The 25,681-nt window shown below is 66.1% G+C and carries 20 protein-coding genes; 16 read left to right on the top strand and 4 right to left on the bottom strand.

Annotation, left to right across the window (positions count from 1 at the left end):
- Nucleotides 1-95: 95 nt before the first annotated feature.
- The 15 genes from DN388_RS05115 (at nucleotide 96) to DN388_RS05045 (ending at nucleotide 16,141) form a co-directional block, all read left to right on the top strand.
- Entirely contained in the window at nucleotides 96-815 is a 720-nt protein-coding gene (locus DN388_RS05115; protein ID WP_054915019.1) for a tellurite resistance TerB family protein, read from the top strand.
- Between the two features lie 136 nt (nucleotides 816-951).
- Nucleotides 952-2,574: a methyl-accepting chemotaxis protein gene (locus DN388_RS05110; RefSeq protein ID WP_043863205.1), complete on the top strand. Its 1,623-nt coding sequence runs from the start codon at nucleotides 952-954 to the stop codon at nucleotides 2,572-2,574.
- Between the two features lie 7 nt (nucleotides 2,575-2,581).
- Nucleotides 2,582-3,097, top strand: a complete 516-nt coding sequence (locus DN388_RS05105; RefSeq protein WP_254997244.1) for a chemotaxis protein CheW — start codon at nucleotides 2,582-2,584, stop codon at nucleotides 3,095-3,097.
- On the top strand, nucleotides 3,094-4,359 hold the full coding sequence (locus DN388_RS05100; RefSeq protein ID WP_078480084.1) for a CheR family methyltransferase: 1,266 nt from the start codon (nucleotides 3,094-3,096) through the stop codon (nucleotides 4,357-4,359). The genes DN388_RS05105 and DN388_RS05100 overlap by 4 nt, the downstream gene beginning before the upstream one ends.
- Complete coding sequence (locus DN388_RS05095) at nucleotides 4,356-5,024, top strand: chemotaxis protein CheW (protein WP_054915016.1); 669 nt, start codon at nucleotides 4,356-4,358, stop codon at nucleotides 5,022-5,024. The genes DN388_RS05100 and DN388_RS05095 overlap by 4 nt, the downstream gene beginning before the upstream one ends.
- A complete protein-coding gene (locus DN388_RS05090) occupies nucleotides 5,021-7,336 on the top strand; it encodes a hybrid sensor histidine kinase/response regulator (RefSeq protein ID WP_254997241.1) in 2,316 nt (771 codons plus the stop codon). Before DN388_RS05095 ends, DN388_RS05090 begins: the two co-directional genes overlap by 4 nt.
- Nucleotides 7,333-8,346 carry a chemotaxis response regulator protein-glutamate methylesterase gene (locus tag DN388_RS05085; protein ID WP_043863210.1) on the top strand — a complete coding sequence of 338 codons (1,014 nt, stop codon included), beginning with the start codon at nucleotides 7,333-7,335 and terminating at the stop codon, nucleotides 8,344-8,346. The genes DN388_RS05090 and DN388_RS05085 overlap by 4 nt, the downstream gene beginning before the upstream one ends.
- Nucleotides 8,347-8,394: 48 nt before the next feature.
- Nucleotides 8,395-9,399 carry a PleD family two-component system response regulator gene (locus DN388_RS05080; RefSeq protein ID WP_196932096.1) on the top strand — a complete coding sequence of 335 codons (1,005 nt, stop codon included), beginning with the start codon at nucleotides 8,395-8,397 and terminating at the stop codon, nucleotides 9,397-9,399.
- Between the two features lie 177 nt (nucleotides 9,400-9,576).
- Nucleotides 9,577-10,672 (top strand): peptide chain release factor 2 gene (gene prfB / locus DN388_RS05075; RefSeq protein ID WP_100633065.1). Its coding sequence is split into 2 segments (ribosomal slippage): nucleotides 9,577-9,648 and nucleotides 9,650-10,672, totalling 1,095 coding nucleotides; the frame shifts between segments, so codons are not numbered across the junction.
- Nucleotides 10,673-10,743: 71 nt separating this feature from the next.
- Nucleotides 10,744-12,246, top strand: coding sequence for a lysine--tRNA ligase (gene lysS / locus DN388_RS05070; protein ID WP_043863213.1), 1,503 nt, complete (start codon nucleotides 10,744-10,746; stop codon nucleotides 12,244-12,246).
- A gap of 100 nt (nucleotides 12,247-12,346) precedes the next feature.
- Nucleotides 12,347-13,051, top strand: coding sequence for a TetR/AcrR family transcriptional regulator (locus DN388_RS05065; RefSeq protein WP_043863214.1), 705 nt, complete (start codon nucleotides 12,347-12,349; stop codon nucleotides 13,049-13,051).
- 27 nt (nucleotides 13,052-13,078) lie between these two features.
- Entirely contained in the window at nucleotides 13,079-13,624 is a 546-nt protein-coding gene (locus DN388_RS05060; protein ID WP_100633066.1) for a hypothetical protein, read from the top strand.
- A gap of 24 nt (nucleotides 13,625-13,648) precedes the next feature.
- Nucleotides 13,649-14,926, top strand: coding sequence for a flavohemoglobin expression-modulating QEGLA motif protein (locus tag DN388_RS05055; RefSeq protein WP_043863216.1), 1,278 nt, complete (start codon nucleotides 13,649-13,651; stop codon nucleotides 14,924-14,926).
- Complete coding sequence (locus DN388_RS05050) at nucleotides 14,898-15,815, top strand: alpha/beta hydrolase (protein WP_210015395.1); 918 nt, start codon at nucleotides 14,898-14,900, stop codon at nucleotides 15,813-15,815. The genes DN388_RS05055 and DN388_RS05050 overlap by 29 nt, the downstream gene beginning before the upstream one ends.
- Complete coding sequence (locus DN388_RS05045; RefSeq protein ID WP_043863218.1) at nucleotides 15,812-16,141, top strand: hypothetical protein; 330 nt, start codon at nucleotides 15,812-15,814, stop codon at nucleotides 16,139-16,141. Before DN388_RS05050 ends, DN388_RS05045 begins: the two co-directional genes overlap by 4 nt.
- A 48-nt stretch (nucleotides 16,142-16,189) precedes the next feature.
- Here the strand turns inward: DN388_RS05045 and DN388_RS05040 are convergent, their stop codons facing one another.
- The 4 genes from DN388_RS05040 to DN388_RS05025 all read right to left on the bottom strand — a co-directional run bounded on the left by DN388_RS05040 (nucleotide 16,190) and on the right by DN388_RS05025 (nucleotide 22,881).
- Nucleotides 16,190-20,770, bottom strand: a complete 4,581-nt coding sequence (locus tag DN388_RS05040; RefSeq protein ID WP_254997228.1) for a protein phosphatase 1 regulatory subunit 42 — start codon at nucleotides 20,768-20,770, stop codon at nucleotides 16,190-16,192.
- 138 nt (nucleotides 20,771-20,908) lie between these two features.
- Nucleotides 20,909-21,697, bottom strand: coding sequence for an OmpA family protein (locus tag DN388_RS05035; protein WP_043863220.1), 789 nt, complete (start codon nucleotides 21,695-21,697; stop codon nucleotides 20,909-20,911).
- Between the two features lie 52 nt (nucleotides 21,698-21,749).
- Nucleotides 21,750-22,163 (bottom strand): DUF4398 domain-containing protein, encoded by a 414-nt coding sequence (locus DN388_RS05030; RefSeq protein ID WP_043863221.1) that lies wholly within the window; start codon nucleotides 22,161-22,163, stop codon nucleotides 21,750-21,752.
- A 373-nt stretch (nucleotides 22,164-22,536) separates the two neighbouring features.
- On the bottom strand, nucleotides 22,537-22,881 hold the full coding sequence (locus DN388_RS05025; protein ID WP_043863222.1) for a hypothetical protein: 345 nt from the start codon (nucleotides 22,879-22,881) through the stop codon (nucleotides 22,537-22,539).
- Nucleotides 22,882-23,025: 144 nt separating this feature from the next.
- Here DN388_RS05025 and ppc point away from each other — a divergent pair, with 144 nt between their 5' ends.
- Nucleotides 23,026-25,653 (top strand): phosphoenolpyruvate carboxylase, encoded by a 2,628-nt coding sequence (gene ppc / locus DN388_RS05020; RefSeq protein WP_043863223.1) that lies wholly within the window; start codon nucleotides 23,026-23,028, stop codon nucleotides 25,651-25,653.
- Nucleotides 25,654-25,681: the final 28 nt, after the last annotated feature.

Genomic DNA, 25,681 nt, shown 5'->3' with positions numbered 1-25,681 from the left:
TTCCCGCGAATGCAACATCCAGAAGCAAATGCGCAGCGTGACGACGCAGGTCAGGCTTTACTCTGGCGTTTCATTTCCTTGTTGAGGACGTTCAGATGAACACCCGAGGTTTGCTCGACCAGTTGCTAAAGTCCGGTCAGGAGCTGCTGCAGAACCAGGCCGGCAAAGGTGCCAGCGCCAAGCCAGGGGGCAGTGGCGGGCTGGGTGGGTTGCTCGGCGGCGCCGGTGGCGGTGGCCTGGGCGGGCTGCTCTCCGGTGCCGGCGGTGGTGCGCTGGCGGCGGGCGCGATGGGCCTGCTGCTGGGCAACAAGAAGGCGCGCAGCCTGGGGGGCAAGGCGCTCACCTATGGTGGCCTGGCCGCCCTCGGTGTGCTGGCCTACAAGGCCTACGGCAACTGGCAGGCCCAGCAGGGCAGTGCGCCGCAGCGCGAACCGCAGACCCTCGATCGCCTGCCTGCCGCCCAGGTCGAATTGCACAGCCAGGCCATCCTCAAGGCGCTGGTGGCTGCGGCCAAGGCCGACGGGCATGTCGACGAGCGCGAGAAGGCGCTGATCGAAGGCGAGTTCGTCAAGCTCGACAACGACCACGAGCTGCAACAGTGGCTGCATGCCGAACTCAACCGACCGCTGGACCCGGCCGACGTCGCCCGCGCTGCCACAACGCCGGAAATGGCGGCCGAGATGTACATCGCCAGCGTCATGCTGGTGGACGAGGAACACTTCATGGAGCGCGCCTACCTCGACGAGCTGGCCAAGCAGCTCAAGCTCGACCCGGCCCTCAAGGCCGAGCTGGAAAAACAGGTTCGCCAGGCCTGAGTCAGCAAATGCGGGCATATGGCCATCGCGCAGGCCATTTTGCCCGAGCCGTCTTGATCCAGAGCGCGTGCAGATAAGGTGCGTGGGCTATAATCTGCGCATTTTTCTGCTCGCGTAGAATCCTTGAGGGCTGACTGTGAAGAACTGGACATTGCGCCAACGCATCCTGGCGAGCTTCGCCATGATCATTGCCATCATGCTGTTGATGGTGGTCGCTGCCTACTCGCGCCTGGTGGCGATCGAGTCCAGCGAGGAGGCGGTGCGTTCGGACAGCATCCCTGGCGTGTACTACAGCTCGATGATCCGCAGCGCCTGGGTCGACAGCTACGTCAACACCCAGCAGTTGCTCGGCCTGAGCAACCACCGCGAGCTGACCAATGCCGACGCCGAGCTGTACAAGAGCTTCGAGGATCGCCTCAAGCAGAACATGGCCGATTACCAGAAGACCATCCAGTCCTCCGAAGACCAGTCCAGCTACGAGGAGTTCGTGCGCCTGGAGCAGGGCTACCTGAAGCTGCTCGACAGCGTGCTGGAGGCCTACCGGCAGAAGAACTACGCCGAGGCCCAGCGCCTGCTGCAGGACAGCATGACCCCGGCCTGGAACGAGGGCCGCAAGCACCTGAACACGGTGATCGAAGGCAACCGGGTGTCGGCCGAGCAGGCCACCGGTGCCATCGTCAGCGCGGTGACCACGGCCAAGGTCAGCATGATGATCTCGCTGGTGCTGGCGATCATTGCAGCCGGCATCTGCGGCCTGATGCTGATGCGCGCCATCACCGGCCCCATGCAACTGATCGTGCGGGCGCTGGACAAGCTGCGCGGCGGTGACCTCAGCGTGCGCCTGAGCCTGGACCGCAAGGATGAATTCGGCGCGGTGGAAACCGGCTTCAACGAAATGATGAGCGAGCTGACCACGCTGGTGTCCCAGGCCCAGCGCTCGTCGGTGCAGGTCACCACCTCGGTGACCGAGATTGCCGCCACCTCCAAGCAGCAGCAGGCCACCGCCACCGAAACGGCCGCCACCACCACCGAAATCGGTGCCACCTCGCGGGAAATCGCCGCCACCTCCCGGGACCTGGTGCGCACCATGACCGAGGTCACCAGCGCCGCCGACCAGGCCTCGGTACTGGCCGGCTCCGGCCAGCAGGGCCTGGCGCGCATGGAAGAGACCATGCACCAGGTGATGGGCGCGGCCGACCTGGTCAACAACAAGCTGGCGATCCTCAACGAGAAGGCCGGCAACATCAACCAGGTGGTGGTCACCATCGTCAAGGTCGCCGACCAGACCAACCTGCTGTCGCTCAACGCCGCCATCGAGGCCGAGAAGGCCGGCGAATATGGCCGCGGCTTTGCCGTGGTGGCCACTGAGGTGCGCCGCCTGGCCGACCAGACCGCCGTGGCCACCTACGATATCGAACAGATGGTGCGCGAGATCCAGTCGGCGGTGTCGGCCGGGGTGATGGGCATGGACAAGTTTTCCGAGGAAGTGCGTCGCGGCATGGCCGAGGTGCAGCAGGTGGGCGAGCAACTGACCCAGATCATCCACCAGGTGCAGGCGCTGGCGCCACGGGTGCTGATGGTCAACGAAGGCATGCAGGCCCAGGCCACCGGTGCCGAGCAGATCAACCATGCACTGGCGCAGCTGGGCGATGCCAGCAGCCAGACCGTGGAGTCGCTGCGCCAGGCCAGTTTCGCCATCGACGAGCTGAGCCAGGTAGCGGTCGGCCTTCGTGGTGGTGTGTCGCGGTTCAAAGTCTGAAGCCCCGATGAGCGACCTTCAGTCACGCCGCGACACTTCGGTGCCTACGCCAGGGCGCCTGTTCCTGGTATTTCGTATCGGCGAGCAGCGCTTTGCCCTGGACACCCATGAGGTAGTGGAGGTGCTGCCGCGCCTGACACTCAAGCCCATCGCCCACACCCCGCGCTGGGTGGCGGGGGTGCTGGCGCATCGCGGTGCGCTGGTACCGGTGATCGACGTGGGCGACCTGGGGTTCGGCACCCCGGCGCCGCTGCGTACCAGCACCCGGCTGGTGCTGGTGCACTACCGGGGCCAGGCGCAGGCCGAGCCGCAGTTGCTGGGCCTGATCCTGCAGCAGGCCAGCGACACCCTGCGTTGCCACCCCGACGAGTTTCGCCCCTATGGCGTCGACAACCTCCAGGCCCCCTACCTGGGGCCGGTGCGCGAAGATGCCCAGGGCCTGATGCAACGCATCAGCGTCCAGGACCTGCTGACCGACCAGGCCCGCGCCTTGCTGTACCCGCCCGTGGAGGTGCAGCCATGAGCGACGAGCAGCGGTTCTTTCGTTTCTTGCAGGAGCGTATCGGCCTGGATGTCGCCTCGGTTGGCGCGCCGATGGTCGAGCGGGCCCTGCGCCAGCGCTGTGCTGCCCTGCAGGCCCGCGACCTGGACGACTACTGGGTGCGCCTGCAGCAGTCGACCCCGGAGCAGCAGGCGCTGATCGAAGCGGTGATCGTGCCTGAAACCTGGTTCTTCCGTTATCCCGAGTCGTTCAGCGCGCTGGCCGGGCTTGCCCTCAGGCGCCTGGCCGAGCTCAATGGCACCCGGCCGCTGCGGGTGCTCAGCCTGCCGTGTTCGACTGGTGAAGAGCCCTATTCGATTGCCATGGCCCTGCTCGATGCCGGTATCGCCGGCCCCGGGTTTCGCGTCGACGGCATCGACATCAGCCCCAACTCGATCGCCCGCGCCGAACAGGCGGTGTATGGCCGCAACTCCTTTCGCGGCAGTGACATCGCCTTCCGCCAGCGCCACTTCAGCGAGGTGGAGCAGGGCCATCGCCTCGACGAGCGGGTTCGCCAGCAGGTCGAGCTGCAGGTGGGCAACGTGCTCGACCCGGCGCTGCGCACCCGCAGGGGCAGCTACGACTTCGTCTTCTGCCGCAACCTGCTGATCTATTTCGATGTACCCACCCAGCAACGGGTGTTCGACGTACTGAAAAGCCTCACCCATGAAGACGGCGTACTGTTCATCGGCCCGGCCGAAGGCAGCCTGCTGGCACGCATGGGCATGCGCCCGCTGGGTATCGCGCAGTCGTTCGCCTATGTACGGCATATCCCGCAGGAGCCGCCCCCAGTGCTTTCGCCGCCGCCCCCGATGCCTGCACCCAGTCCACGGCGGGCGCCTGCGCCGTTGGCGCGCCGTGCGCCAGCCCCGGCACCGCAGCCTGCCCGGGTTGCGCCCCCAGCCGCCGGCAAGCCCGGCGCCGAACAGCTGCTAGCGCAGATCGCCACGCTGGCCAACGAGGGCCGCAGCGACGAGGCACGCGCGGCCTGCGAACGCTACCTGCAGCAGCATGCACCGGATGCGCAGGTGTATTACTGGCTGGGCCTGCTCAGCGATACCGCCGGCGATGCGGCCCAGGCCGTGAGCCACTACCGCAAGGTGCTGTACCTGCAACCCCAGCACCCCGAGGCCCTGGCGCACCTGGCGGCGCTGCTGGCGTCCCAGGGCGATGAGGTGGGCGCCCGGCGCCTGCAGGAGCGTGCGGCGCGCCGAGAGCGCAGCGAGCGGGAGCCTGAACGATGAGCGGCCAGGCAGAGCTGGGCGTGATGGCCGCCACGGTCGAGGCCATCGACGATTGCTGGAACCGTATCGGTGTGCACGGCGACAAGAGCTGCCCGTTGCTGGCCGAGCATATTCACTGTCGCAACTGCCAGGTGTACGCGGCAGCGGCCACGCGCCTGCTGGACCGCTATGCGCTGGCCCAGGACGCCCATGCGCAGATGCATGTGCAGGCACCGGTGAGTGTCGGGCGCTCGCTGTTGCTGTTTCGCCTGGGCGAGGAATGGCTGGCCCTGGCGACCCGCTGCCTGGTCGAGGTGGCGCCGCTGCAGCCGGTGCACTCCTTGCCGCACCAGCGCTCGCGGGTGCTGCAGGGGGTGGCCAATGTGCGCGGTGCGCTGGTGCCGTGCCTGTCGCTGGGCGACCTGCTGGGGCTCGAGCCCGGCAGCCCGGTGGCGGTGTCGGCGCGGGTCATGCCGCGCATGCTGATCCTGGGTGCCAGCGGCGGCGCCGTGGTGCTGCCGGTGGACGAAGTGGACGGTATCCATGCCCTCGACCCCGGGCAGCCGGCCAGCGACACCGCCACCGATGCACGCTTCACCGAAGCGGTATTGCAGTGGCGCGGTCGCAGCGTGCGGGTGCTGGATGAAGAACAGCTGTTGTCTGCCGTGAACCGGAGCCTGTCATGACCCCAGAGCAAATGCGCGACGCTTCGCTGCTCGAGCTGTTCAGCCTGGAGGCCGAGGCGCAGACCCAGGTGCTCAGCGCCGGCCTGCTGGCCCTGGAACGCAACCCTACCCAGGGTGACCAGCTCGAAGCCTGCATGCGCGCCGCCCACTCGCTCAAGGGCGCGGCGCGCATCGTGGGGATCGACGCCGGGGTCAGCGTCGCCCACGTGATGGAAGACTGCCTGGTCGAGGCCCAGGAAGGCCGCCTGCGCCTGCGCCCCGAGCACATCGATGCGCTGCTGCAGGGCACCGACCTGCTGATGCGCATCGCCACCCTGGGCGGTGCGGCCACCGAGGCGGCGGTCCAGGCCTTCGTGGTGCAGATGGCCGTGCTGCTCGATCCGGCCAGTGCGCTGATGGCGACGGGGCCGGCAATCGGCGACGCGCCCGAGCCGACGCAGAATCCTGAACCCGCACCGGCTGCGCCGCAGCTGGTGCCCCCGGCGCCCGAGCCTGAGGCGCTCGCGCAACCGGAGGCGTCTGCCGAGCCCGTGGCCCTTGCGCCGGGCAAGCGCAGCGAAGGCGGCGAGCGGGTGCTGCGGGTCACGGCCGAGCGCCTGAACAGCCTGCTCGACCTGTCCAGCAAGTCGCTGGTCGAAACCCAGCGCCTGAAGCCCTACCTGGCCACCCTGCAGCGCCTCAAGCGCATGCACGGCCAGAGCATTCGCGCCCTCGATACGCTCAAGGCCGAGCTGGACACCGGCGGCCAGCGACCGGAGGTGCAGGAAGCGCTGGCGCAGGCCCAGCGCCTGCTCGGCGAAACCCGCGAGATGCTGCAGCAGCAGGCCGCCGACCTGGACGAGTTCGGCTGGCAGGCCAGCCAGCGCGCGCAACTGCTGTACGACACCGCGCTGGCCTGCCGCATGCGCCCGTTCGCCGACGTGCTCAACGGGCAGAGCCGCATGGTTCGCGACCTGGGGCGGTCGCTGGGCAAGCAGGTGCGCCTGGAGATCGAGGGCGAAAAGACCCAGGTCGACCGTGACGTGCTGGAAAAACTCGAGGCGCCGCTCACCCACCTTCTGCGCAACGCCGTGGACCACGGTATCGAACTGCCCGAGCAACGCCTGCTGGCAGGCAAGCCGGCCGAGGGCCTGATCCGCCTGCGCGCCTCGCACCAGGCCGGCCTGCTGGTGCTGGAACTGAGCGATGACGGTGGCGGCGTCGACCTGCAACGCCTGCGCCACAGCATCGTCGAGCGCCAGTTGTCGCCGGCCGACACCGTGGCGCAGATGAGCGAAGCCGAACTGCTGACGTTTCTGTTCCTGCCGGGGTTCAGCCTGCGCGACAAGGTCACCGAGGTTTCCGGGCGCGGCGTGGGGCTCGATGCGGTGCAGCACAGCGTGCGCCAGTTGCGCGGCTTCATCGACCTCAGCCAGCACAGCGGGCAGGGCAGCCGCTTTCACCTGGAGGTGCCGCTGACCCTGTCGGTGGTGCGTAGCCTGGTGGTCGAGGTGGGGGGCGAGGCCTACGCCTTCCCGCTGGCGCATATCGAACGCACCCTGGACCTGCCCGCCGAGGCCATCGTGCAGATCGAGGGGCGCCAGCATTTCTGGCATGAAGGCCGGCACATCGGCCTGGTGGCCGCCTCCCAGTTGCTCAACCGGCCGCCCAGCCAGGCGGCGGAACAGGCCATCAAGGTGGTGGTCATCCGTGAGCGCGACACCCTGTATGGCGTGGCCGTCGAGCGTCTGATCGGCGAGCGCGTGCTGGTGGTGATGCCGCTGGACGCGCGGCTGGGCAAGGTGCAGGACATCTCGGCCGGGGCCCTGCTCGATGACGGCTCGGTGGTGCTGATCGTGGACGTCGAGGACCTGCTGCGCTCGGTCGAGAAGCTGCTCAGCACCGGCCGCCTGGAACGTATCGAGCGCGGCCAGCGCGCCGCCCGCGAAGCGACGCGCAAGCGCGTGCTGGTGGTGGATGACTCGTTGACCGTGCGCGAGTTGCAGCGCAAGCTGCTGACCAACCGCGGTTACGAAGTGGCCGTCGCGGTGGACGGCATGGATGGCTGGAACGCCTTGCGCAGCGAGGATTTCGACCTGCTGATCACCGACATCGACATGCCGCGCATGGACGGCATCGAACTGGTCACGCTGCTGCGCCGCGACAGCCGGTTGCAGTCTTTGCCGGTGATGGTGGTGTCGTACAAGGACCGCGAGGAAGATCGTCGTCGTGGACTGGACGCCGGGGCCGACTACTATTTGGCCAAGGCCAGTTTTCATGATGATGCCTTGCTGGAAGCCGTGGTGGAGCTTATCGGGGGAGCCCAGGGATGAAGATCGCCATCGTCAACGACATGCCCCTGGCCGTGGAGGCCCTGCGCCGGGCATTGGCGTTCGAGCCGCAGCACGAGGTGATCTGGGTGGCCGGCAATGGCGCCGAGGCGGTGCAGCGCTGCGCCGAGCACACCCCCGACCTGATCCTGATGGACCTGATCATGCCGGTCATGGACGGCGTGGAGGCCACGCGCCAGATCATGGCCCGGACTCCTTGCGCCATCGTGATCGTCACGGTCGACCGCCAGCAGAACGTGCACCGCGTGTTCGAGGCCATGGGCCACGGCGCCCTGGACGTGGTCGACACCCCGGCGGTAGGCGCCGGCAACCCGCGTGAGGCGGCCGCGCCGCTGTTGCGCAAGATCCTCAATATCAGCTGGCTGATCGGCCAGCACGGCAGCAACCGTGTGCGGGCAGTGGCAGCCCCTCAGCGCCAGGGGGCACAACGTCAGCGCCTGGTGGCGATCGGTTCCTCGGCCGGTGGCCCGGCGGCGCTTGAGGTGCTGCTCAAGAGCCTGGAGCAGGATTTCAACGCGGCCATCGTGCTGGTCCAGCACGTCGACCAGGTGTTCGCCGCCGGCATGGCCGAGTGGCTGAGCAGCGCCTCCGGCCTGCCGGTACGCCTGGCCCGCGAGGGCGAAGCACCCCAGCCCGGGCAGGTGCTGCTGGCCGGCACCAACCACCATATCCGTCTGTTGAAGGACGGCACCCTGGCCTACACCGCCGAACCGGTCAACGCGATCTACCGCCCTTCGATCGATGTGTTCTTCGAGAGCGTGGCGCGCTTCTGGCAGGGCGATGCGGTGGGCGTACTGCTGACCGGCATGGGCCGCGATGGCGCACAGGGGCTCAAGCTGATGCGCGAGCAGGGCTTTCTGACCATCGCCCAGGACCAGCAGAGCAGTGCGGTCTACGGCATGCCCAAGGCGGCTGCGGCCATCGATGCCGCCGTCGAGATACGTGCGCTGGAGCGCATTGCGCCGCGCCTGATGGAGATTTTTTCGAAATGACGATGTGTAATGAACCAAACCGGTCGTTCGCCAGGGAGCAGGGCGCGCATGAATGATCTACCGCTCGTGGGGTTCCCGACCACCAATGAAAACTCGGCGATGGTGCTGCTGGTCGACGACCAGGCGATGATCGGCGAAGCCGTGCGTCGCGGCCTGGCCAACGAGGCCAACATCGACTTTCACTTCTGCGCCGACCCGCATCAGGCCGTCGCGCAGGCGATCCGGATCAAGCCCACGGTGATCCTGCAGGACCTGGTCATGCCCGGCCTCGATGGCCTGAGCCTGGTGCGCGAGTACCGCAGCAACCCGGCCACCCAGGACATCCCGATCATCGTGCTGTCGTCCAAGGAAGACGCGCTGGTCAAGAGCGCCGCGTTCGCCGCCGGGGCCAACGACTACCTGGTCAAGCTGCCCGACAACATCGAGCTGGTCGCGCGCATCCTGTACCACTCGCGCTCCTACCTCACCCTGCTGCAGCGTGACGAAGCCTACCGGGCGCTGCGGGTCAGCCAGCAGCAGTTGCTGGACACCAACCTGGTGCTGCAGCGGCTGATGAACTCCGACGGCCTGACGGGGCTGTCCAACCGCCGGCATTTCGACGAGTACCTGGAACTGGAATGGCGCCGGGCCATGCGTGACCAGTCGCAGCTGTCGTTGCTGATGATCGACGTCGACTATTTCAAGGCCTTCAACGACTCGTTCGGCCACCTGGCCGGGGACGAGGCGCTGCGCCAGGTGGCCGAGGCGATTCGTGCCTCGTGCAGCCGCCCCAGCGACCTGCCGGCACGCTACGGTGGCGAGGAATTCGCCCTGGTGCTGCCCAACACTTCGCCGGGCGGGGCGCGGCTGGTGGCCGAGAAGCTGCGCCAGACCGTGGTGGGCCTGGCCATCTCGCACAACATGCCGCAGGCGGGCAGCGTGCTGACCATCAGCATCGGCCTGGCCACCCACACGCCGGCAGTCGGCAGCCATTGCCGACAGTTGATCTCGGCGGCGGACAAGGGCCTGTACCAGGCCAAGAATGGCGGGCGCAATCAGGTCGGGGTGGCCTGACAGACCGCCATCGCGGGTCAAGCCCGCTCCCACGGGCATCGTGCCGCCCTTGTGGGGGCGGCTGATCCGCGATCAGGCGCCGGCTTCTCCAAAGGCCGCCCGACGGGCTGCCGCGCACCTGCAGACTCGTTTATACTCTCCGGCTTTTCACAGAATACGCACGAGAGCTGCCCGCCCATGGAAATCCAACCGATCCTGAACACCATCAAGGACCTGACCGAGCGCTCCGAATCCATTCGGGGGTATCTTTGACTACGATCACAAGCATGACCGCCTGATCGAAGTCAACCGCGAGCTCGAAGACCCGAACGTCTGGAACAAGCCCGAGTACGCCCAGGAACTGGGCCGCGAACGCGCCATGCTGGCGCAGATCGTCGACACCCTGGACGAACTGTCCGGCGGCCTGGTCGACGCCCGCGAGCTGCTCGACATGGCTGTCGAGGAGAACGACGAAGGCGCCGTCAATGACGTCGTCGAAGTGCTCCAGGGCCTGGAAGACTCCCTGGCCCAGCTCGAATTCCGTCGCATGTTCAGCGGCGAGATGGACATGAACAACGCCTACCTGGACATCCAGGCCGGTTCCGGCGGCACCGAGGCCCAGGACTGGGCCAACATCCTGCTGCGCATGTACCTGCGCTGGGCGTCCAAGCGTGGTTTCGACGCCACCATCATGGAACTGTCCGAAGGCGATGTGGCCGGCATCAAGGGCGCCACCGTGCACATCAAGGGCGAGTACGCCTTTGGCTGGCTGCGCACCGAGATCGGTGTGCACCGTCTGGTGCGCAAGAGCCCGTTCGACTCCGGCGCACGCCGCCATACTTCGTTCTCGGCGGTGTTCGTGTCCCCCGAGATCGACGACAAGGTCGAAATCGAGATCAACCCGTCCGACCTGCGTATCGACACCTACCGCTCCTCGGGTGCCGGCGGCCAGCACGTGAACACCACCGACTCGGCGGTGCGTATCACCCACGTGCCGACCAACACCGTGGTCAGCTGCCAGAACGAACGTTCCCAGCACGCCAACAAGGACACCGCCATGAAGATGCTGCGGGCCAAGTTGTACGAGCTGGAGATGCAGAAGCGCAACGCCGCGTCGCAGGCCCTGGAAGACAGCAAGTCGGACATCGGCTGGGGTCACCAGATCCGTTCGTACGTGCTCGACGCCTCGCGGATCAAGGATCTGCGCACCAACGTCGAACGCAGCGACTGCGACAAGGTGCTCGACGGCGATATCGACGAGTACCTGGAAGCCAGCCTCAAGCAGGGGCTGTAAGTTTCGCGACCCGCTACAAGACCCTCGCCTGCGGGCGGGGGCAATGAACCCCTGATGGAAAATGTGACCACATGAGCGACCTCAAACTCGACCCGCAAGACCTGCAACAGGAAGAAAACACCCTGATTGCCCTGCGCAAGGAAAAGCTTGCCGCAGAGCGCGCCAAGGGCAACGCCTTCCCCAACGACTTCCGCCGTGACAGCTACTGCAACGACCTGCAGAAACAGTATGTCGACAAGACCAAGGAAGAGCTGGAAGCTGCAGCGATCCCGGTCAAGGTTGCCGGTCGCATCATGCTCAACCGTGGCTCGTTCATGGTGATCCAGGACATGACCGGGCGCATCCAGGTCTACGTCAACCGCAAGACCCTGCCCGAGGAAACCCTGGCAGCGGTCAAGACCTGGGACCTGGGCGACATCATCAGCGCCGAAGGCACCCTGGCCCGTTCGGGCAAGGGCGACCTGTACGTCGAGATGACCAACGTGCGCCTGCTGACCAAGTCGCTGCGCCCGCTGCCGGACAAGCACCACGGCCTGACCGACACCGAGCAGCGCTATCGCCAGCGCTACGTCGACCTGATGGTCAACGAGGAAACCCGCCACACCTTCCGTGTGCGCTCGCAGGTCATCAACCATATTCGCAACTTCCTCATCCAGCGCGACTTCCTGGAAGTGGAAACGCCGATGCTGCAGACCATCCCCGGTGGCGCTGCGGCCAAGCCGTTCGAAACCCACCACAACGCGCTGGACATGCCGATGTTCCTGCGCATCGCGCCGGAGCTGTACCTCAAGCGTCTGGTGGTCGGTGGTTTCGAGAAGGTCTTCGAGATCAACCGCAACTTCCGTAACGAAGGCGTCTCGACCCGGCACAACCCCGAGTTCACCATGCTCGAATTCTACCAGGCCTACGCCGACTACGAAGACAACATGGACCTCACCGAAGAGCTGTTCCGCGAGCTGGCGCAGCTGGTGCTGGGCAGCACCGACGTGCCGTACGGCGACAAGGTGTTCCACTTCGGCGAGCCGTTCGTGCGCCTGTCGGTGTTCGACTCGATCCTCAAGTACAACCCCGAGCTGACCGCCGACGACCTCAACGACATCGACAAGGCCCGCGCCATCGCCAAGCAGGCCGGCGCCAAGGTGCTGGGCTTCGAAGGCCTGGGCAAGCTGCAGGTGATGATTTTCGAAGAGCTGGTCGAGCACAAGCTGGAGCAGCCGCACTTCATCACCCAGTACCCGTTCGAAGTGTCGCCGCTGGCCCGTCGCAATGACCAGAACCCGAACGTCACCGACCGCTTCGAACTGTTCATCGGCGGCCGCGAGATCGCCAACGCCTACTCCGAGCTCAACGATGCCGAGGACCAGGCCGAGCGCTTCATGGCCCAGGTGGCCGACAAGGACGCCGGCGACGACGAGGCCATGCACTACGATGCCGACTTCGTGCGCGCCCTGGAGTACGGCATGCCGCCCACTGCCGGTGAGGGCATCGGTATCGACCGCCTGGTGATGCTGCTGACCAACTCGCCGTCGATCCGCGACGTGATCCTGTTCCCGCACATGCGCCCGCAGGCCTGAGTGTCTTGAACAAGCCGCCTCTAGGGGCGGCTTTTTCATGTCTGCGACAAGCTGATCGATCAGTCAGCATTCAACGAGGTAGACCCCAGTGACGACTGCAATGGCTCAACAAGGTGCTGCTGGCGTGGCCACAGCGGTAGCCGAAAGTGTTCAGTACCAGGGGCGCAAGGCCAGCCGCCAGGGCAGCGAGCAGCGCCGTCAGCAGATCCTCGACGCGGCCATGCGCATCATCGTGCGTGATGGCGTGCGCGGCGTGCGCCACCGTGCGGTGGCCGCCGAGGCCGGTGTGCCGCTGTCGGCCACCACCTACTATTTCAAGGACATCGAAGACCTGCTCACCGACACCTTCGCCCAGTATGTCGAACGCAGCGCGGCCTACATGGCCAAGCTGTGGGAAAACACCGAGGTGTTGTTGCGCCAGCTGATCGCCAAGGGCGACGGCAGCCCCGGCGCCCGCGCGCAGCTGGCCGACGAAGTGGCGAAGATGGGCGCCGAGTACGTGCAGCGCCAGTTGCACAACCGCCGCGACTTTCTGATGGCCGAGCAGGCGTTTCGCCAGGAAGCGCTGCTGTGCCCGCGGCTGGCCGAACTGGTGCGCCTGCATGCGCAGATCCTGCTGCGCGGCACCTGCCAGCTGTTGCAGGTGGTGGGTTCGCGCCAGCCACAGCAAGATGCCATAGTGTTGACGGCCATCATCGAGCAGATGGAATATCAGGGCCTGCTCGATGCTGCACAACCCCAGGCCGAAGCGCAGATGCTCGCTATCCTTACCCGATACCTGCATCTGGTGCTGGCATCGGCCTGAGGCTCTACCTAATTCAAGGAGTATCGGATGAAAGCCTGGCGTGTGCTGTTGGCCCTGTCGTTTGTGCTGTTGAGTGGTTGCCTGGTGACGTTCAACGAGCCGATCCCGACCAACCAGCCGGCGCCCAAGGCCCTGCTCGGCAAATGGACCAGCAAGGACGCCTGGGGCGAGCCGCTGACGTTGCAGATCAGCCGCAGGGGCGACAACGCCTACAAGGCGGTGGCCACCGCCAAGGGCAAGAAGCCTGAAACCTACGTCTTCACCGTGGCCCGCCATGGCAACCGCTGGTACCTCTCGGCCGGCGTGCCCAAGCGTCTGGGGGGCAACTTCCTGATCGGCGGGTTCGAGGTGATCGACAACAAGCAACTGGTGATCTACAACCTGGATGTCGAGCAGATCAACCAGGCCCTGAAGAACAAGGAACTGAGCGGTCGCGCCATCGAGATACCGGAGGAAAACGGCCAGGGCGTGCTTATCGACAGCCCGGCGGCGCGGGTGCTGGCCTACCTGGACGACCCGGCCAACTCCGACCTGTTCATCGAAGTCGCACGTTTTCAGCGGGCCGGCAAGTAGGCTGGCCAACACAAGGAGTTTCGGGTGGACGAGTACCAGCAGACGATACGCACCCTGTCTGATCGCATTGTCCTGGCGCAAACCCCTATTCGCGTACTCGATGCGGTGAAATGGGACGACAGCATTCGCCAGGGTTTCCTCAAGGCCAAGGGCCGGGAAATGCCGGCCGTGGACCGCGCCTACTACCAGGGCAGGCCCTTGTCGTTCGACTCCAGCGCGGTGAAGCTCGAGTTCCAGAACATCGAGCGCGACATCACCCGCCAGCTCGGCCAGTTCAACCCGGTCGGGCAGATCATGCGGCGCATGTGCAAGGAATACCGCATGGTGGTGCGCATGCTCGAGGCGCGCGGCACGGAAGACTTCGGTCTGATTTCCCAGGAGCTTTACGGCGCCGCCTCCGACGCCTTCCATGCCGGCGACCCGACCCTGGCCGACCTGGGCCTGATGCTCTCGGACTACCTGAACAACATCGACGGGCGCGGCGACCTCAAGGACGAACCCAAGGACCTCACCGCCAAGCAGGCCGTGGAGCTGCTCCAGGGCCGCCTGAACAAGGTGTTCGGCGAGGCCGAGGAAACCATCCGCGTGTTCGAGTCCGACGGTATCGTCGCCGACGCGGCGGCGGGCGCCGACTACATCAAGATCCGCAGCGACGCGATGTTCAACAGCCGCGACGTGCGCGCGCTGGAGGTGCATGAAGGGCTGGTGCACGTGGGCACCACGCTCAACGGCCTCAACCAGCCGATCTGCACCTTCCTGGCCAAGGGCCCGCCCTCGTCGACGGTGACCCAGGAAGGCCTGGCGATCCTGATGGAAGTGATCGCCTTTGCCTCCTACCCCAGCCGCCTGCGCAAGCTCACCAACCGCACCCGCGCCATCCACATGGTCGAGGAGGGGGCGGACTTCATGCAGGTGTACGAGTTCTTCCGTGCCCAGGGGTTTGAAATGGCCGAAAGCTATGGCAATGCCAGCCGCGTGTTCCGCGGCTCGGTGCCCAATGGCCTGCCATTCACCAAGGACTTGTCCTACCTCAAGGGCTTCATCATGGTTTACAACTACATTCAGTTGGCCGTGCGCAAGGGCAAGCTGGAGCAGATTCCGTTGCTGTTCTGCGGCAAGACCACCCTGGAAGACATGCGCACCCTGCGCCAACTGGTCGATGAAGGCCTGGTGGAGCCACCCAAGTACCTGCCCGAGCAGTTCCGCGACCTGAACGCGCTGTCGGCCTGGATGTGTTTTTCCAACTTCCTCAACCACCTGAGCCTGGACCGGATTGAAGCCGATTATTCGAACATTCTCTGAGCACTGGCGGGCCGGGCTGCTGGCCGCGCTGCTGAGCCTGGCCGGCTGCAGTTCGCTGTTGTTCTACCCCGAGCGTGGCCTGCCGTTCACGCCCGAGAAGGCCGGGCTGGCCTACCGCGACGTGAGCCTGACCACCGAGGACGGCACGCGCCTGCACGGCTGGTGGTTGCCGGCCAAGGCCGGGGTGCCGGTCAAGGGCACGGTACTGCACCTGCATGGCAATGGCGGCAACCTGGCCTGGCATCTGGGCGCCAGCTGGTGGCTGCCCGAGCAGGGCTACCAGGTGCTGCTGGTGGACTACCGGGGGTACGGGGTGTCCCAGGGCGAACCGACCCTGCCGGCGGTGTACCAGGACATCGCCGCGGCGATGGACTGGCTGCAGCAGGCTCCCGAAGTGCAGGGCAAGCCGCTGGTGCTGCTGGGGCAGAGCCTGGGCGGGGCGATGGGCATTCACTACCTGGCGCAGCATCCCGAGCAGCGCCAGCGCTTCAAGGCCCTGGTGTTCGACGGGGTGCCGGCCAGCTACCGCAAGGTGGGCCAGTTTGCCCTGAGCACTTCCTGGCTGACCTGGCCGTTCCAGGTGCCGTTGTCGTGGCTGGTACCCGATGGCGACAGCGCCATCGGGTCGATCGACCAGTTGAGCTCGCCGCCCAAGCTGTTCTTCCACAGCATCGACGACCCGATCGTGCCGTTGGCCAACGGCCTGGCGCTGTACCGCGCCGCGCCGCCACCGCGGGTTCTGCAACTGACCCGTGGCGGGCATGTGCAGACCTTCGCCGACAAGACCTGGCGCCAGGTGATGCTGCGCTTTCTGGATGACCCCGAGCATTTCAACGGGCTGCGGCGCTTGGCCGAAGTCCCCAATTACCCTGACGAGAAGTCGCAATGAGTGAAGAACGCAACGCCATCCCGCTGATCATTACCGGTATCTGCAGCATCATCGGTACGGTGGGCGTGCTCTGGTACTACGGCTACCTGCATTTCGCCAAGCCCCAGGATGCACTGTTGCTGGCCGACTACACCATGCTCAAGACGGTGCCGGGGGAGGACTACAAGATCTCGCTCAAGCCGGCGGCGCAGGTGGCGCAGTGCATCGATGGCGTGCTGGTGCTGTTCGACACCGAACAGAAGGGCCTGACCGGCGTGCTGGTGGACAACCGCAAGCAGGCGGTGCGCTGCATGGGGCAGGAGACGCCCCAGCAGGTCCAGCAGTAAGCGGTTCCCGGTACGCCGCGTGAACGCCTGCGGCGTACCGGGCACGCGTCAGCTACGTGACGAAGGGCCCGGGCGCGGCTCGCGCAGAATGGTCCTGGTCAGTTCCATGCGGGCCTGTTCGACCCGTTTCATCAAGGCCTGGTAGGCCGCGCGGTATTCGCTGCTGTTGAGCGACAGCATGTCCGGCAGCGCTTCATGCAGGCCCAGCCGACCACTCAGGTGCAGGATGTCGCGCAGGCGCGCCTGTTCATCCTCGCTCAAGGGCGGTGGCAGTTCTTCATTGCTGACGGCGTCCAGGTATTCGCTGATCCGATCCCGCCAGCGGTTGACCTGCTCCAGTTGCGGTGACGCGGCAAAATCCAGGTAGCGCTGCCAGTAGGCCTGCCCATAGAGGTAGTCGGGCAACTGGCTCATCTGGGAGCGCAACACGGCCTCGCAGGCTTCATCGAGCATGGCCGGGGTAACCCAGCGGGTGTAACCGGTGAAGGCCTGGGTGGCCGGCTGGTCGCGCAGCCCCAGGCGCGTGGTCAACGCGATCCTGAAGTGCAGTTCGATTTCGCTGTAGTCGATCTGGTGCCCCAGGCGGCGCCAGCCCGGCAGGTTGGCGCTGACATGCTCGCGCAGGCGCAGTGCGCGCCAATGGCTGATCGCCATGTCGATCAGTTCGCCCTCGGCTGCCGCATCGCCCACGCTGGCCAGCGCCAGGTCGGCGTGCAGCAGGTTTTCCAGTTGCGAGAACACCACCGCATCGCGGTCGATGCAACTCACCGCCTCGAGCGCCACCTCATACAGGGTTCTGCGCAGGTCCTGGCCGAAAGCACCCCGGATCAATGCCTGGATTCGCGTGCGCATTGCCGTGTGCCTTGGCGGCAAGGCGTGCAGGCGGTCCTGGCGCAGCAGCAAGGCGAAGAACTCGATCACCGCCGAGCCGTTGTCTTCGAGCAATTGCCGGGCCCGTGCCTGATCGTCAGCGGACATGCCTTCGAACAGGCGCGGTGCGTCGCGCAGTGCCGTGGCGTGGCGCACCGAGGCCGGTTCGACGTCGGTGGAGCCCTGCGAGTCGGAGCTCCCGGCGCTGGATGCATCGGAGTCCTGCAGCGTGTTGCCCGTGGCGATCATGTCGTCCTCGAACCGCTGGCGCTGTGATTCGGGCAGGTACTCGTATGCCATGCGCAGGCCGCGTACAAGGCCGGCCCCTTCGGGAACGCTGGCAATGGCCAGGCCGCGCAGGTCGGCGCTGTGCACCCGGGGCAGCCGCTCAAGGCCCGTGGGCCACTGGTCGACGGGCGAGGCCAGGTACGACAGGTCGAGCTCTTCCAGGGCCTGCAGGCGGGTCACGTCCGGCATGCGTGAAAGCGGGTTGGCGGACAGGTCGAGGCTGACCAGGCGCTGCAGGCCACCCAGATCGATGATGTCCTGTTCGCTCAAGCTGATGAGGTTCTGCGCCAGGTTCAGGGTGTGCAGGTGCGTTGCCTGCTGCAGTGCGGCGAAAACGCCCTGTTCGAAGCGCGCGCTCGAGCCCTGCAGGGTCAGAATGCGCAGCGAGTCGCGGGTCAGCAGACGGGTCATGTGCTGGGCCGTCCAGCTGAAGTCGGGCACGTCGATGTCGTTCAGGATCAGGGTCTGCAAGCCGCTCAGGGTGCCCAGTTCGGCCAGGCGGGTCGGGGTCAGCCGGGTACGCGACAGGTTCAGGTGGCTGAGCCGGTGCAGGTTCTCCAGACCTTGCGGCAGCTCGGTCAGGGGCAGGTTGACCAGTTCCAGCCTGTGCAGGTTCGGAAAGCGCTGCACGAAGGCTGCCAGGCCGTCGATGCGCGGTGTATCCAGGACCCTCAGCGCCACCACTGCCGGCAACGTCACCGACAACGGTGGCAACGCCTGCTGGCTGTCGATGCGAACCTCGTCCCGCCGGCGCAGAATGCGGCATTCCCAGGCCCGCACCAGCTGCTGCGCCACCTCTGTGCGCTCGGCGTGGGCCGTGGCGTCGGCACTTTGCTCGACCCACCGATCCAGGCTGCCATCGAGTTGCAGGCGCTCCTGTTCCAGCTGCGTCACGTGCGCGCCGATGGGCTGGTTCTGGCTGAGCAGGTGGGCGATGTAGGCATTGACGTAGCGGCGCGCAATGGGCAGCCGATGGTGGCTGATCAGGCGTTCGAGGCGGGTATGCAGTGGTTCGCGATTGAACATGTTCTGCTCGCCACGGCTGGGACTGCGTTGGGCCGGGGCATTGGCGGTGGTGGTCAACCAGCTTCTTTGCACCGGCAGGCCCAGCAGCAGGCGGGCGCGGGTGGGGCGCGCCAGTGCCATCTCCATCAGGCGCTGGTGCAGGCGCTGCGGCTCGTTGAGTCCGAAGCCCAGGCGGGTGCTGCGCGACTCGCCCAGTGCATGCAGCAATGCGCGGTAGAACCCGAACTCGCTGGTGTCCTGGGCCAGCAGCACCTGGGTCGCGCTGATTGCGTGCCAGCCCTCGTCTTCATCCAGGTACACCGAGGTGGTATCGACATCGGTCTGGCCCAGCGCTGCAAGCGGGGTGCCGAACCGTGCGCCGCTGCGCAACAGCAGCGCGGTACCGGCCGGCCAGTGGTCCAGGTGTTCGAGCAGGCGCACGGCCAGGATGAAGGTGTCCTGGTTGATCGAGGCCGGCTGGGTAAAGCCCTCCAGGGCATTGCTCAGGCGCGCGTCATGGTCGAGGGCACGCGCCTGCTCGGCCACGTCCAGAGGCAGGGGCAGCGGCGGGGTCGCCTGCAGCGGGGCATAGATGCGCTGGCGGTTTTCGTCCAGCAGTCGCTGCGCGACACTCAGTGGCAGGTTCGGATAGCGTTGCTGGAGCTCCAGCACCGCATGATCGGTATCCAATTGTGCCAGTTCGAAGCGGTGCAAGGCGATCGCCCGATTGAGCCGAGGTGACCAGGCATCGTACAGGTCGGCCGGCGGCGGGTTGCAGCCAGTGGTGCAGGGGGGGACGGTGTCGCCGGGGGTAGGGGTCGAATCGCCGCTGCGACGGGTTCGCCTCGATGCCGGTTCCTTGCCCAGATAGACGGCCACGGCCTGGTAGAAGGCCTGCAGCTGGGGCACATCATCGATTGCGGGTACCGCCAGCCCCTGGGCGATCAGGGCCATGCTGCGCGTTACCTGGTCCTGAATGCGTGCCCGCTGCAGCACATGCACCAGCAGCGCGGGCGCGGGTCGGTCGCGCAGGTACATCTGGCGCAGGCTTGAATTGTCAGCCCCGCTGACGCGACCCAGCTCCAGCAGGCGCGCATCGTCGAAGCCGGCCGCGAGCGGCCCCATGCGACGCAGCAGCGACAGGCGTTCCCAGCGCTGGGGCTGCTCGTGGCGATGGTGCCAGGCTCCGGCACCGTTGTGGTACAGAGGCGGGCAGTAGGCATCCTTGTCGGTGGGGTGGCGTATCTGCCAGTGGCCCTCGGGGGCCTGCTCCACCCGGTAGAACGCCTGGTTGATCATGATCGCCTTGTGCGCGCCCTGGGTGTAGAGCCCCATGGCATCCGGTTGCCCGGTCGGGGAGCTGGCGGCGTCAAGGCGGTAACTGCTCAGGTCGGGTAGCCAGCGCCGATAGTCGGCGGGTGCCGGCTTGATCACACGCAGCGGTGTGACCCACTGCGAAGGTGCCTGGCCTTCGTCTTCCTCGGTGCAGCACAGGCCCGCGCCGGCGCCGATCAGCAGATGCGCTTCGAGAGCGCTGGCGAACGGGGTGCACAGGGTGTTCAGGCTGTCGGCCTGCTGCGGTGTGGTCGGGATCAGCAGGCGCGCATCGTCGAGCAGGCGCTCGATCATGTGCTTCTGCACGAACCAGCGCAGCCCCTGGTCCAGGGCGCTGGTGTCCATCGGCAGGTCCAGCATCGCGTCGCTGGCCTGCCAACTGCTCACCACCCGCTGCTGGTGACGCAGGGGGATGAAGCGCAGAAAGTACTGCTGGAAGGTGGTGCTCGCCAGCGCACCACGCAGGTTGGAAAAGAAGTGCGTGCGCGAGGGGTACTGCTTCAGCGGGTGCTGCGGGTGGCCCGGCATGTACGCGACGCACGGGGCATCGTCCACCGGCGGGCCGAGCAGAAGGATGCCGGGCACCAGCAGGTCGTCGAACAGCCTGAGCGATGCGCACACCGTTACATCCGGGCCGAAGTACGGGCCCTGTTGCGGGAACTCCACCGAACCGTCCGGATAGGCGCCGATGATCCACTCGAGCAGTTGCCTGCCTTGCCTGCCCAGGTGGCCCCGGATGTGCGCGATGCTGTATTCCTCGCGCAGGGTCGCCAGGTAGGCATCCTGCTTGGCGTCAAGCAGCGTACGGCGCTGGAGCATGGCCTGCAGGTAGGTCAGGTAGACCTCGTCCAGGCTCCTGCGCTGCTGCACGCGATGGAACACCTGTGCGGTGACGGTGGCGAAGTCCTTTGCAGACAGGTCCAGAAGGTTGTAGGTGTACAGGCTCTGAACCTGCGCGAATGCCTGCGTTGCCCGCCGTCGGGCCAGCCGGCCCAGTACCTGGTACTGGTGCAGCTGGCGTCGTTGCTCGGGGCTGGCCTGCTGCAGCCAGGCCGGTTGCTCCTGGGTTTCAAGCGGCGAGAACAGGGTATCGAATTGACGCACCTGCGCGTCGGTGTTGGAAGTGGGCATGGTGCACAGTCCTGGTGGAGGGGGAATGTGGCATTGATCCAGAGGCCGGGCAGGTGGCGGTGGTAGTTATTTGCGCAAGGGGCAGGCAAAAAAAATCCCGCCCTGTAACAGGCGGGATTCTGCGGGTTGCTCAGCCTGTCAGTAGGCTTTGCTTACCGAGCGTGGCGCTACCGGCTGGTTGTCGTTGGAGATGGTGACCTCCACGCGACGGTTCTGCGCACGGCCCGAGTTGCTGGAGTTGTCAGCCACTGGGAATTCCTTGCCGTAGCCCTGGGCCACGATGCGCGATGGGTCTACGCCGGCACGTACCAGTGCGGTGCGAACCGCGTTGGCGCGACGCTCGGACAGCGACTGGTTGTAGCTGGCAGAGCCCTTGCTGTCGGTGTAGCCCTCGACGATCACCTTGCGGTCAGGGTTTTCCTGAAGGAACTGCGCCAGGGTGGTGATGTTCGGCAGGGCGCTGCTTTTCAGGTTGGCCTTGTCGAAGTCGAACAGCACGTCGCCGAAGGTCACCAGGGTGCCGCGTTCGGTCTGCTTGGCATTGAGGCTGTTCTGCAACTGCTTGATTTGCGCATCACGGGCATCCAGGCGAGCCTGGGCGCGTTTGGCGGCAGCGCTTTTCAGGTTGTTTTCGGCGTCACGCAGGGCGATGGTCTGCTTGGCCACTTCCACGCGCTGGTTGGTCAGGTAGGCGAGCTGGTCGACTTTCTTCTCGTCTTCCTTGTTCATGTAGGCCTGGTCGGCCTTGTTCAGCCAGTCTTGCGCGTCCTTGGTTTCCAGCGCCGCGACCTTGCTCGCCTGCGGATTGCTCTGCAGGGCGGAGAAGTTGGTGCGGGCGGATTCCAGGTTCGGGTTAGGCGGCGTGGAGCAGGCAGCCAGACCAACGCTCAAGGCCAGAAGGGCGGGGATCATCACGTGTTTACGCATAGTGGGTCATCCTTTATCGATTACGAATGCATGGGTCGGTGAGGCAAGCGGCTTACTGCACGCTGCGCATGCCTTCCTCACGCAGGTCCTGCACGCCCTGGTTGGCGTCCTGCACCGCTTTTTCGGCCTTGGCCGCCTGGGCTTTGCGCTCGGCGACGCGAGCGTCCCATTCGGCCTGTTCGGCCAGGCGCTTGGCCTCGTCGTACTTCTTGTCATGCATGGCGATTTCAGCTTGTTTGAGCTTGTCCTGAGCCGCCTTCATTTCCACCGCCGCGAACTCGGTACCGCCCGCGCTGACGGCGGAGTTCACCGCTGACTGCGTTACGGCGTACTGCTCGGTTGGCGGATTGCCTGCGCAGCCGGCCAGAACCAGGCTGCTGCCCAATGCCAGCGCAGCCAGCTTGAGCCCGCGCAGTTGGGTGAAGGAGGTTTTTTCGGTGCGGGTCTTCATGGTGGTCAACTCCATTGGATCACTCCTGATGAACAACGAATTCCGTAACAATCCATCGGCATGGCCCGTCAGCCTGGGGAACACGATATGCCCGTAGCTTAGGGGTTTTGCCGTAATGGCTATTGGCTGTGACCGAAGCGTTTTTTGAATAGTTCAGAAAAAAGTCTCGCCTTATCGTGTTTTTATCTGACTGATCGGTCAGTAGGTTTTCGGGGGAACTTTGCAGCGCGTGCGTAGTACGCGTGCCTGTATGGGTATAGACGGGGTTTGTGGTTCGGGCCATCAAAGGGCCTTGAATGCGGGGTTCTCGAGGCGGCTGCACGGCCCGTTGCAGAGGCCTGCGGGCTGTGGCGCTCCACAGCGCAGCCCGCAGTCGGCCAGCGGATCACTAGTGCGCCGGCCCGTCCTTGCGCTCACTCATGTCGCGCAGGTAACGGCGTGACAACGCCAGAAACCGAGGGGTGGGGCCGACGTCTTCGTAGAGCGGATTGTCTTCCTCGTCGGTGGCGATCACCTGCTGGCCCTTCACATACGGAAAGCTCGCCTCAAGCTCCTCCAGCGCCGCGCCGAGCAATTCGCCCAGCAACTCTTCGGGCCGGCGCTTGGGGTACATTTCGCTCAGCGCCGCCAGGCGCGCCGCCGCTTCGACGTCCAGGTGCAGGACGTGGCCGGTGGCGCTCAACGGGCCCTTGGCGCTGTGTTCCCAATGCTCGGCTAAATCACGGATCTTCATGGTGGCCTCCCACAGGTGGATGTGTTCGTTAGAGCATCGCCACCGCACATAGTTTGGTTGCATCGCCCACCCGGCTTGAAAGCCCAACCTCGACGGGGCACTCTGGACCCAGAGCTGTTTTCCCAGGATGCGGAGGCAAGGCTGATGACCGATATCGATGTGCGCTTGCGAGAAGATGTTCACCTGTTGGGCGAGTTGTTGGGCGACACCGTGCGCGAGCAGTACGGCGAAGCCTTTCTGCAGAAGATCGAAGACATACGTCGCAGCGCCAAGGCCGACCGCAGCGGCAGTGCCGAGCAGCTGAGTTCGACCCTGAACGATCTTGCCGAAGACGAACTGCTGCCGGTGGCGCGGGCCTTCAACCAGTTCCTCAACCTGGCCAACATCGCCGAGCAGTACCAGCTGATTCGCCGTCGTGATGCCGACCAGCCCGCGCCGTTCGAGTCGCGCGTGCTGCCCGAGCTGCTGGCCAGGCTCAAGGCCGCCGGGCACAGCGACGACGCCCTGGCTCGCCAGCTGGGCAAGCTCAGCATCGAGCTGGTGCTGACCGCCCACCCGACCGAAGTCGCGCGCCGTACGCTGATCCAGAAGTACGACGCCATCGCCGCGCAACTGGCCGCCCAGGACCACCGCGACCTGACCCCCGCCGAACGCGACCAGGTGCGCCAGCGTCTGCAACGGCTGATCGCCGAGGCCTGGCACACCGAAGAGATCCGCCGTACCCGGCCGACCCCGGTGGACGAAGCCAAATGGGGCTTCGCGGTGATCGAGCACTCGCTCTGGCACGCCATCCCGCATCACCTGCGCAAGGCCGACAAGGCGCTGCACGAGGCCACCGGCCTGCGCCTGCCGCTGGAGGCTGCGCCGATCCGCTTCGCCTCGTGGATGGGCGGCGACCGTGACGGCAACCCCAATGTCACCGCCAAGGTCACCCGCGAAGTATTGCTGCTGGCGCGCTGGATGGCCGCCGACCTGTTTTTGCGCGACATCGATTCGTTGGCCGCCGAACTTTCGATGCAGCAGGCCAGCGAGGCGTTGCGTGCCAAGGTCGGTGATTCGGCCGAGCCTTACCGCACCCTGCTCAAGCAACTGCGTGATCGCCTGCGGGTGACGCGGGCCTGGGCCCAGAGCTCGCTGGCCAGCCCGCAGCCGGCCCCCGCCGAGGTACTGCACGACAACCGCGACCTGTTCGAGCCGCTGCTGCTGTGCTTCGAATCGCTGCACGCGTGCGGCATGGGCGTGATCGCCGATGGCCCGCTGCTCGACTGCCTGCGCAGGGCCGTTACCTTCGGGCTGTTTCTGGTGCGCCTGGACGTGCGCCAGGACGCCGCCCGGCACGCCGACGCACTCAGCGAGATCACCGAGTACCTGGGCCTGGGGCGCTACGCCGACTGGGATGAAGACGCGCGTATCCGTTTCCTGCAGCAGGAGCTGAGCAACCGCCGGCCGCTGCTGCCTGGCGACTTCAAGCCCCAGGCCGATACCGCCGAGGTGCTCGCCACCTGCCGCGAGGTGGCCGCCGCACCTGCCGCTTCGCTGGGCTCCTACGTGATCTCGATGGCCGGCGCCGCTTCCGACGTGCTGGCCGTGCAACTGCTGCTCAAGGAAGCCGGCGTGCGCCGGCCGATGCGCGTGGTGCCGCTGTTCGAAACCCTGGCCGACCTGGACAACGCCGGCCCGGTGATGGAGCGCCTGCTCGGCCTGCCGGGCTATCGCGCCAGCCTGCACGGGCCGCAGGAGGTGATGATCGGCTATTCCGATTCGGCCAAGGATGCCGGCACCACCGCGGCGGCCTGGGCGCAGTATCGTGCCCAGGAAACCCTGGTGCGCATCTGCCGTGAAGAACAGGTCGAACTGCTGCTGTTCCACGGTCGCGGCGGCACCGTGGGGCGTGGTGGCGGCCCGGCGCATGCGGCGATCCTGTCGCAGCCGCCGGGCTCGGTGGCGGGGCGCTTCCGTACCACCGAGCAGGGCGAGATGATCCGCTTCAAGTTCGGCCTGCCGGACATCGCCGAGCAGAACCTCAACCTGTACCTGGCTGCGGTGCTGGAGGCGACCCTGCTGCCGCCACCGCCGCCGCAACCGGCCTGGCGCGAACTGATGGACCAGCTGGCCGCCGACGGCGTGAAGGCCTACCGTGGCGTGGTGCGCGACAACCCCGAGTTCGTCGAGTACTTCCGTCAGTCCACCCCGGAACAGGAACTCGGCCGCCTGCCACTGGGCAGTCGCCCGGCCAAGCGGCGCGCTGGCGGCATCGAGAGCCTGCGGGCGATCCCGTGGATCTTCGGCTGGACCCAGACGCGCCTGATGCTGCCCGCCTGGCTGGGCTGGGAGGCGGCGCTGAACAATGCGCTGGCCCGTGGCCAGGGCGAACTGCTGGCCGAGATGCGCGAACAGTGGCCGTTCTTCCGCACCCGCATCGACATGCTCGAGATGGTGCTGGCCAAGGCCGACGCCGACATCGCGCGCTTCTACGACGAACGTCTGGTGCAACCGCAACTGCGACCTTTGGGTGCCCATCTGCGCGACCTATTGTCGCAGGCGTGCCAGGTGGTGCTGGGGCTCACGGGGCAGCCGGTGCTACTGGCGCACAGCCCTGACACCCTGGAATTCATCCGTCTGCGCAACACCTATCTGGACCCGCTGCATCTATTGCAGGCCGAGCTGCTGGCACGCTCGCGCGCACGCGAAGCCGCTCTGGACAGCCCCTTGGAACAGGCGCTGCTGGTGACTGTGGCGGGTATTGCGGCAGGTCTGCGCAACACCGGTTGAGGGCGGGGCAGGGGTGGCGCGCCAGTGC

The organism is Pseudomonas sp. S12(2018), assembly GCF_024355235.1.
Lineage (GTDB): Bacteria > Pseudomonadota > Gammaproteobacteria > Pseudomonadales > Pseudomonadaceae > Aquipseudomonas > Aquipseudomonas palmensis.
Note: the sequence above shows the minus strand (reverse complement) of the source record. Positions and strands in the feature narration are given on the sequence as shown.